At 43.7% G+C, this 8331-nt stretch carries 11 protein-coding genes; 4 read left to right on the forward strand and 7 right to left on the reverse strand.

Translation table 11 applies throughout. The features are described from left to right. The first annotated feature begins 398 nt into the window (after positions 1 to 398). Positions 399 to 626: a hypothetical protein gene (locus FTV48_RS13430; protein WP_074383544.1), complete on the forward strand. Its 228-nt coding sequence runs from the start codon at positions 399 to 401 to the stop codon at positions 624 to 626. A 16-nt stretch (positions 627 to 642) separates the two neighbouring features. On the opposite strand, the gene bioB is transcribed toward FTV48_RS13430, so the two are convergent. The 3 genes from bioB to queG all read right to left on the reverse strand — a co-directional run bounded on the left by bioB (position 643) and on the right by queG (position 3187). Beyond that, on the reverse strand, positions 643 to 1644 hold the full coding sequence (gene bioB / locus FTV48_RS13435) for a biotin synthase BioB (RefSeq protein WP_074383276.1): 1002 nt from the start codon (positions 1642 to 1644) through the stop codon (positions 643 to 645). Between the two features lie 138 nt (positions 1645 to 1782). Then, entirely contained in the window at positions 1783 to 1983 is a 201-nt protein-coding gene (locus tag FTV48_RS13440; protein WP_005097383.1) for a hypothetical protein, read from the reverse strand. 109 nt (positions 1984 to 2092) lie between these two features. Then, on the reverse strand, positions 2093 to 3187 hold the full coding sequence (gene queG, locus FTV48_RS13445) for a tRNA epoxyqueuosine(34) reductase QueG (protein WP_180000670.1): 1095 nt from the start codon (positions 3185 to 3187) through the stop codon (positions 2093 to 2095). 23 nt (positions 3188 to 3210) lie between these two features. Here queG and FTV48_RS13450 point away from each other — a divergent pair, with 23 nt between their 5' ends. Continuing rightward, positions 3211 to 4692 carry an NAD(P)H-hydrate dehydratase gene (locus FTV48_RS13450; RefSeq protein ID WP_180000672.1) on the forward strand — a complete coding sequence of 494 codons (1482 nt, stop codon included), beginning with the start codon at positions 3211 to 3213 and terminating at the stop codon, positions 4690 to 4692. A 278-nt stretch (positions 4693 to 4970) separates the two neighbouring features. Here the strand turns inward: FTV48_RS13450 and ruvC are convergent, their stop codons facing one another. Beyond that, entirely contained in the window at positions 4971 to 5516 is a 546-nt protein-coding gene (gene ruvC / locus FTV48_RS13455) for a crossover junction endodeoxyribonuclease RuvC (protein WP_004278925.1), read from the reverse strand. Positions 5517 to 5641: 125 nt separating this feature from the next. On the opposite strand from ruvC, the gene FTV48_RS13460 reads away from it, so the two are divergent. Then, positions 5642 to 6208, forward strand: coding sequence for an FxsA family protein (locus tag FTV48_RS13460; RefSeq protein ID WP_005170309.1), 567 nt, complete (start codon positions 5642 to 5644; stop codon positions 6206 to 6208). 126 nt (positions 6209 to 6334) lie between these two features. Then, positions 6335 to 6973: a LysE family transporter gene (locus FTV48_RS13465; RefSeq protein WP_159138587.1), complete on the forward strand. Its 639-nt coding sequence runs from the start codon at positions 6335 to 6337 to the stop codon at positions 6971 to 6973. Here the strand turns inward: FTV48_RS13465 and FTV48_RS13470 are convergent. The 3 genes from FTV48_RS13470 to FTV48_RS13480 all read right to left on the reverse strand — a co-directional run. Continuing rightward, positions 6957 to 7157, reverse strand: a complete 201-nt coding sequence (locus tag FTV48_RS13470) for a hypothetical protein (protein ID WP_005170312.1) — start codon at positions 7155 to 7157, stop codon at positions 6957 to 6959. The genes FTV48_RS13465 and FTV48_RS13470 overlap by 17 nt on opposite strands. 146 nt (positions 7158 to 7303) lie before the next feature. Next, a complete protein-coding gene (locus FTV48_RS13475; protein WP_005097376.1) occupies positions 7304 to 7552 on the reverse strand; it encodes a hypothetical protein in 249 nt (82 codons plus the stop codon). 271 nt (positions 7553 to 7823) lie between these two features. Continuing rightward, the coding region (locus FTV48_RS13480; RefSeq protein ID WP_180000674.1) for an FAD-dependent oxidoreductase at positions 7824 to 8331 on the reverse strand (508 nt) is incomplete at its 5' end.

Here is an 8331-nt window from a genome sequence, read left to right on the forward strand (position 1 = left end):
GAATGGACTGTGATGCACTTCAAAAAAATATCAGGAAATAAGATGAAAAGTAGATGAAATGCATTTTACAACTGAGAAAATTATGCTAATAAATAAGAGATGATTTTTTAGTCAGAAATCATGATGTTTCAGGAAGGAATATCTTAAGAAGCGTATTAAAAAAATGATTAAACAGGAGTTTCAAGATGCTTCAGCTATTAAGAAAATTATTTTGCTTGCATATCTATGAGTACGAGCAAATGCAGGAAATCGGGGAACACAGGGAGTGTCGTAAGTGTGGGATCAATAAGGACTGATGTTTTACAAAAAAAAGTGAGCGAGGGCTCACTTTTTTTATGCTTATACTTGGCTAATTTCCGTTAAAATTAGAGTGAAATTCCAAGCTGATGATCGGGCATATGAGCAAAAATTTTCATGCAGATACCTATATCGTAGACAGCAATCTGGCAGATACGCTGCATTGGCTTAGTCTGCATCAAGACAGTTATGAGTCTTTTAGCTATGATGCAATCACTCAGGAGTTGGTGGTGCATCATGCCAATGGAATGGATCAAATCAGAGTTGGAGATTATCTGAATGCCCGCTATGGCATACTGATTACTGCACATAACTTTTCAGCGACTTAATTCACTCCTATATTGCTTAGCCTGCCATCGCATCGGTCGCCAATGCACGTACACTTGGTTTAGGCTGCTCTGCAACCAGACCTAATTTCTCAAATAGCTTTTGGTCACGACCTTGGGCAGTATTTGGGGTGGTCAAAAGTTTTTCACCCGAGAAAATGGAATTGGCACCGGCCATAAATGCCAGAGCCTGATCTGAATCGGTTAACGATTCACGGCCCGCAGAGAGGCGGATGTAGCTTTTTGGCATCAAGAGGCGCGCCACTGCAATGGTACGAATCCATTCAATAACATCCAGTTTTTCTACATCTGCCATTGGTGTGCCTTCAATTGGAACCAGCATATTGATCGGGACAGATTCAGGGTGAATGACCAGCGTGGCAAGTTCATATAATAAACCAATCCGGTCATTACGGCTTTCGCCCAGTCCGACAATACCGCCACTACATACTTTTAAACCGGCTTGACGCACATAATCCAAAGTATCGAGACGGTCATCAAAGCTTCGGGTACTGATAATATGTGAATAATATTCACGAGAAGTATCCAGATTGTGGTTGTAGTAATCCAGACCGGCATCTTTCAAACGTTCTGCTTGGGATGCATTCAACATGCCCAGTGTCATACAGGTTTCCAGACCGAGTGCTTTAACTTCCTGCACCATTTCCAGAACATAAGGCATATCGCGCTCATGCGGGTTACGCCATGCAGCGCCCATACAGAAACGAGAGCTTCCAGAAGCCAGTGCCTGTTTAGCCTCCTGAATGACTTTATCGACCGCGATACGTTTTTCAGCTTCTAGCTTGGAATCATAATGCGCAGATTGTGAACAGTATTTGCAGTCTTCAGGGCATTTGCCTGTTTTGATCGAGAGGAGGGTGCTGACCTGAACTGTATTGGCATTGAAGTGCTCACGATGAACCTGTTGCGCCTGAAACAATAAATCCATTAAAGGCTGCTGATACAGTGCCTGTATTTCTTCACGTGACCAATCATTGCGTACTGCATTACTCGTGTTCATATATCTGTCCTTGTTTGTGCTTATTTATCATTCACCTCATCTTAATAAAAATGTGTGTCTGCCTCACTAGCAAAATATGACCTTCTATAACAAACAAAGCCCACACGGGGTGGACTTTGTCATTATACCTGAAATTTTTTATTCACGATGACCCCCATGAATATTCTGATTTTGCAGATCGTCACGATGCTGCTTGTTCAGCACTCGTTCATCCTGCTCATGCTGATTGTTCTTAGGAGAATCGATTGGCCCATGTTGGGGCTGCTGCTGTTGTTGCTTCTGCTGTTTAAGCTGATCTAGCTGTTCGTGCTGTTGCTGTTTTTTATCTTGCTCTTGCATCTTCAATCCCTCTCGTCATTTTTTCATCTCTTTCTTTATGACATAAAGTGATCAAATATTGTGTAAGCCTTATAAGAGATCGAGTGAGCCGAAGTAATAAATTGAAAATTTATGCTGTTTTGGTCAACTGTTCCTGAATCGCCCAATCAATATGCACCTGCACAATTTCGTCATGTAATGCCCGTTGATGTTGTAAAGCGTAAACAATCTTTTCATCAAAAGGTGCATTGCCCAGACCAATGGCGATATTGCGCATGAAGCTTTGATAACCTGTACGGCGCATTGGACTGCCTTCGGTCGCACTTAAAAAGGTGGTTTCATCCCATTGCCATAAATCTAGCAAGCTGACCTGATCCAGACCATGTCGTGGATGAAAATCTTCTACCGGGGTGATTTGGGCAAAACTGTTCCAAGGACAAATTAGCTGGCAATCGTCACAACCAAAAACCCGGTTACCAATTCCGCGGCGCAAATCTTCTGGAATAATACCTTTATATTCAATGGTTAAGTAAGCTATACATCGCCGTGCATCCAGCATATAGGGCTCGACAATGGCCTGAGTTGGACAGATGTCGATACAGGCCGTACAGGAACCACAATGTTTACTGGCAGGCGCATCAAAAGGGAGGTCCAGAGAAGTAAATAGCTCTCCAAGCACAAAGAAAGAACCAGACTTTTTATGAATCAGCAGGGTATGTTTACCTGTCCAGCCCATGCCAGCACTTTCAGCCAGTGATTTTTCAAAAATGGGCGCAGAATCGGCAAAAGGGCGTGATTCAAAATCGCCAACTTTTTTCCGGATTTTTGTCGCCAAGGTTTTGAGCCGACCGCGCATGATCTTGTGGTAATCCCGACCACGGGCATAACGCGCAATAATCGCGGAATTGGGTGCATACGGAACGTAACGTGGCTTTGGAGTCTCGACCAGATAATCCATACGCACGCAGATAATGCTGCGCGTGCCGGGGACAAGTAAGGCAGGATTGGCACGTTTTTCCAGATTATCTTCCAGAAATTTCATGTCGCCATGATAGCCACGATCCAGATATTCCTGTAAGCGCGCTAATTCTGCTTGAGCATCCGGTTTGGCAATGACACAATCAGAAAACCCCAATTCTAGCGCCTGCGCTTTAATCCAGGCTTTTAGCTCGGCTGGATCTTGTTGATAGACTTGAATTTGTGCGTAAGAATCGGGAATTGTCATAAACCAAAGACAGGGAATAAAAAATGCAGCAACAAGTTTACCATAGCCCTGTTTATCATAGCCAAAGTATTCAAGCATGGGAGCAGCGTTGGTTTCAGCAGCAAAATAGTTCCTATGGTTTGATGCAGCAGGTGGCTTGGTCAGTCACACAGCGTTTGAGTGTGCTATTTAAAGAAAAAAATATACAGAAAATAGCGGTGTGTTGTGGTCAGGGCAATAATGCTGGTGATGGTTATCTGATTGCAAAATATTTAAAACAGGCCGGTTTCGATGTAGATATTTATGCGGCTGAAAAGGGTCAATCAGTGGACTTGGCCAAAGCTTGGCAAGAAGCGCTGGATGCTGGATTGAAAGTAGGGCCGCATTTTCAGTTTAAGCATGAATATGACGCTTATATCGATGCCTTATTTGGCATTGGTTTAAATCGTGAGCTGGATGCGAACTGGCAATCCATCATCCAATTGATCAATGACCAGAAAGGTCTCAAAATCGCGGTTGATATACCGAGTGGACTGCATGCCAATACCGGTCAGCCTTTGCCTATTGCGGTTAAAGCGGATTTTACGTATACGGTTTTGGGCTTAAAGGCAGGACTGTTTACCGGACAAGCTAAGGAATATGCCGCTAAGGTTGAACTGATTTCTGCCATTCCAGTTGATGCCGAACTGCAACCAGTTGCCAAACTTTCCTCACAGCAGATTAAATTACCGAAACGTGAAGCCTTTGGTCATAAAGGCAGTTATGGTCATGTGCTGGTGGTGGGGGGGCATGCTGAAATGGGCGGAGCAGTGATTATGGCAGCAGAAGCGGCATTTGCTGCCGGAGCAGGTAAGGTCACCATTGTCTGTGATGCGAAACACCATACCGCCATTTTGTCTCGTGCGCCGAATATTATGCTGCGTGATATTAATGCTCTCAACATAGAGCAGCGCACAGCCTTAATTCAGCAGGTCGATGCAGTCTGTTTTGGTATGGGCTTGGGACGTGATCAATGGGCAAAAGAGCAATATCAGGCATGGTTTAATCTCATTCAAAATTCAGACTTAGACATTGTTTTAGATGCAGATGCATTGTGGTTTTTAGCCAAACAGCCGCAACAATTAAATTCTAAAACTTACACTACACCGCATCCGAGTGAAGCGGCAACTTTACTTGATTGTAAAACCTTGGACATTGAAACAGATCGGATTCAAGCGATTCATGCCTTAAGGCAGAAGTATGGCGGGCAATGGGTGCTAAAAGGTTCAGGCAGTCTGATTCTGGAACAACAGCTGTATATTTGCACTGCCGGGAATGCGGGTATGGGAACAGGCGGCATGGGGGATGTGCTGGCCGGGATGATTGCCAGTCTAAAGGCACAATTTGCTCAATCGATTCATTTGCATGAAATTGTGACGCTGCATGCACTGGCAGGGGATGAACTGGCCAAAAACGGCGAACGTGGTTTGCAGGCGCAGGACATGAAACATGCAATTTATCAGGTGGTTAATCGTGAAGGCGGCTAATCTGTCTGCAATCAAGCTGAAAATTTCAGGCCAAGTGCAAGGTGTGGGTTAGCGCTACTGGTTTGCTGAGCAGGCTGTGGCACTCGATTTAAAAGGCTAGGTGAAAAATTTAAGTAGTGGCGAAGTTGAGGCTGTTATTGTTGGCGCAGATTCACCGCTTCAGGAAATGATTGCACGAAGTTGGCAAAGGGCCTGCTTCTGCAATCGGACAAGCAATTATTCCAGAGCATCTGCAATCCGACTTAGGTATTCAAGGCTTTAAAATACGGCGCTAAACATTAACGACGACGGCTGCTGACCCGACTGCGGCCACGTGCCATGCCGCCCAAAGCATTGAGTACCGCCATTTTACTCATACTACCTGAGGCATGTGCATGACAAATGGCAGCCGCCAGTGCATCGGCGGCATCCTGTTGCGGTTTGATGCTGAGTTTTAAAATATTCATCACCATCATCTGTACCTGCTCTTTATCGGCAGCGCCATAACCCACTACAGACTGCTTGATCTGGCGCGCCGTATATTCAGCAACTTTTAAATCCAGATTGACCAGCGCGGCAACAGCAGCACCACGGGCCTGACCCAGTTTCAAGGCAGAGTCCGGGTTTTGTGCCATAAAGACCTGTTCTACCGCGGCTTCTGTTGGGCCATAAAATTTTACAATCCGCTCTACACCGGCAAAAATTCGTTTTAAACGTTCAGGCATTTCCGTGGTTTCTGTGCGGATCGTACCGGCATCGACAAAAGTCAGTTTGGAGCCGTCTTTTTCGATAATTCCGTAACCGGTTAAACGAGAACCGGGGTCAATCCCAATAATTAATGACATGCCTGCACTTTAAAAATAGAATAATGCCCATATTGTTACATAAGCGTATCAAAAAAGCTTGATCCTGATGAAGCAGTTGATTACATCATCCTATTATTTATTTTACTGAGATTAGATTAATTTTCATGAAATTATTTCTTATTATCCTTGCAGGCTTAATCCTAGAAGTATTTGTCTGGATTGGCGTGGGTGACCTCGTCGGGAGCATGTGGTACGTATTTTTCTGGTTTGTCGCTGCATTTTTTATTGGTATGAACCTGATCCGTAAATATTCGGCCGGTGTGATGCCACAGATGCAGCAAATGCAAATGGGGCAGATGAATGCAGATCCTGCATTAACAGGAAATTTACCTAAAATTTTAGCAGGCTTCTTCCTGCTTCTTCCTGGCTTAATTAGCGATGTACTGGCGGTATTAATGCTGATTCCAGCCGTGCAGCAGGTATTTAAAGCTGCCATGATGAAGGCGATGATGAAACGTCAGCAGGCCATGATGGAAAAAATGATGGGTGGCATGATGGGCGATATGGGGGGGGCGCAAGGCCAGAACCCCTTTGCCGAGATGATGCGTCAAATGCAGGATATGCAAAACCAGCAAGCAGGTCGTGGTGATTCAACCATCATTGATGGTGAAGCGCGTGAAGTGAAGCCTGAAGCGAAAAAAATTGAAATGAAAGATATCAATCCAAAATAAGATATCCATCTGCAAAGTTCAAAAGGTTGTATTTAAACCGAATCTGATGATTCGGTTTTTTATTGGAATATTCTCATTAGTTTGAACAAACGTTATAATCATTTTTTATAATTTAACGCTATTTTAATGTCTCTGCTTTTTACCATCTGCCTTCTACATTTTGTTGCTCAACTAAGTCCTGGCCCTGATATTCTACTGATCGCCAAAAGTGCTGCATCTACCACACGCCAAAATGCCCTGAAAATTATTGCAGGTATTTCGGCCGGTATTATCGTGTGGGTGGTACTGACACTGGCCGGATTTACCGTTTTAATCGAGCAATTTCCATGGGTCCAGCAGGTCTTGATGCTGCTCGGTGGAATATTTCTGGCAAAAATGGGCTGGACAATGCTCAAGGGTGGTGTGCGCAGTTTTAGGAATAAACATCAGCCCGAAGATGATTCCAATGAACTGGCACAACCCGAAAATTACTTTATGTTGGGTCTATGGACCAACCTCTCTAATCCTAAAACGCTGATCTATTTTAGCAGCGTATTTTCACTGGCACTGAGTTCATCAGCCTCGGAATATCTGAAAGCACAACTCGCGGTGATTATTCCCTTGCAGACTTTTATCACTTTCGCTTTACTCATGTTGCTGATTTCACAGCCGAAAATTAAAGCTCTGTATCAGCGTTCAGGGAGTTATATTGATATCGTTTCAGGCGGGCTATTTTTACTCTTTGCGTTATGGTTATGGTATGACGCGCTTATTTTGATGAATTAACTGGATGATCATCCAAAGTGGATTCGGTGGGTTTAAGTGAAGAAGACACTAAATTTTCTTGTGTTTTAATCGCTGTTTGATAGCGGTTGGGTCTTAAGCTGGTTTCGGTATTTTCAGAACCCTGATAGCTAAGGCTACGGTTGGCACGCTCGCGTAATCCACCTTTTTTAATTAACTGAACCATTGCATATCTCCCATTCCAAGAATTGCTATTGTAAATCAAATCTGGCAGCTATGAAGCTGTTTTTCTGCATAGCGATATTGGTATTAAAGCACCATAAAAAAAGACCTGTTTTTCGGAACAGGTCTCTCAATCAGAGCTAAATAAAATTAACGAAGGCCTTTATTTTCTTCTTGTAAAACATCGAGTATAGAGTGTTGTACGGGAACTTCTTGTTGTTGTGATTGCACATAGACGTGCACCACTTTAAATACGATCGCTGTAGCAAGACAGGCCACCAGACACAAAATCCAGAAGCCAAAAGGACTGCGAATATGATGCGAACCGCAATCTGGACATGATTTTTCTGTAGATTCCACTACTTTTTCGCAGCAGGCACATTGATATTGGTAGTGCATTGTTCTTCTCCCAGGATGTTATCCTTTTTTATTCTTCGATCATGAAAGATGATTTGTCACCCTATCATAGGAGAGCTTTCGCAGGCTTGCAATACGAGATTATCGACAGTTACAGACCATCTATACAGAATCAAAATTAATGACATGCTTATGACAAGATTAGCAAGAAGATGAATGGACGCAGTGCTTATAAAATATACTGAATTTAAACCGGTAGTTATTGAAAAATAAAGCCCGCTTCAAGCGGGCTTTATTAGGGTTTTGTTAAGGATTACTGACCTGAGCGGATGATGTAATCAAATGCAGACAGTGATGCTTTCGCGCCTTCACCGGTGGCAATGATGATCTGCTTATACGGAACAGTAGTACAGTCACCCGCAGCAAATACACCTTTCACATTGGTTTCGTTGCGTTCGTTAATCAGGATCTCACCACGATTTGACAATTCAACCGCTGTTGCTTTTAAGAAATCGGTATTCGGCAACAAACCAATCTGTACGAAGATCCCCGCCAATTCAACAGTGTGCTCTTGGTCAGTCGTACGGTCTTTGTATTTCAGTGCAGTCACTTGTGAACCGTCACCCACCACTTCAGTCGACAAGGCATTTTTAATTACCGTGGTGTTTGGCAAGCTTGTTAATTTGTCTTGCAATACCTGATCCGCACGAAGCTTGCTATCAAACTCAACCAAAGTCACATGCTCTACAATCCCTGCAAGATCAATTGCAGCTTCTACACCTGAGTTACCCCCACCGATTACCGCAACACGTTTGCCTTTA

Origin of the sequence: Acinetobacter sp. YH18001 (assembly GCF_013416975.1) — a bacterium.
GTDB lineage: Bacteria > Pseudomonadota > Gammaproteobacteria > Pseudomonadales > Moraxellaceae > Acinetobacter > Acinetobacter pseudolwoffii.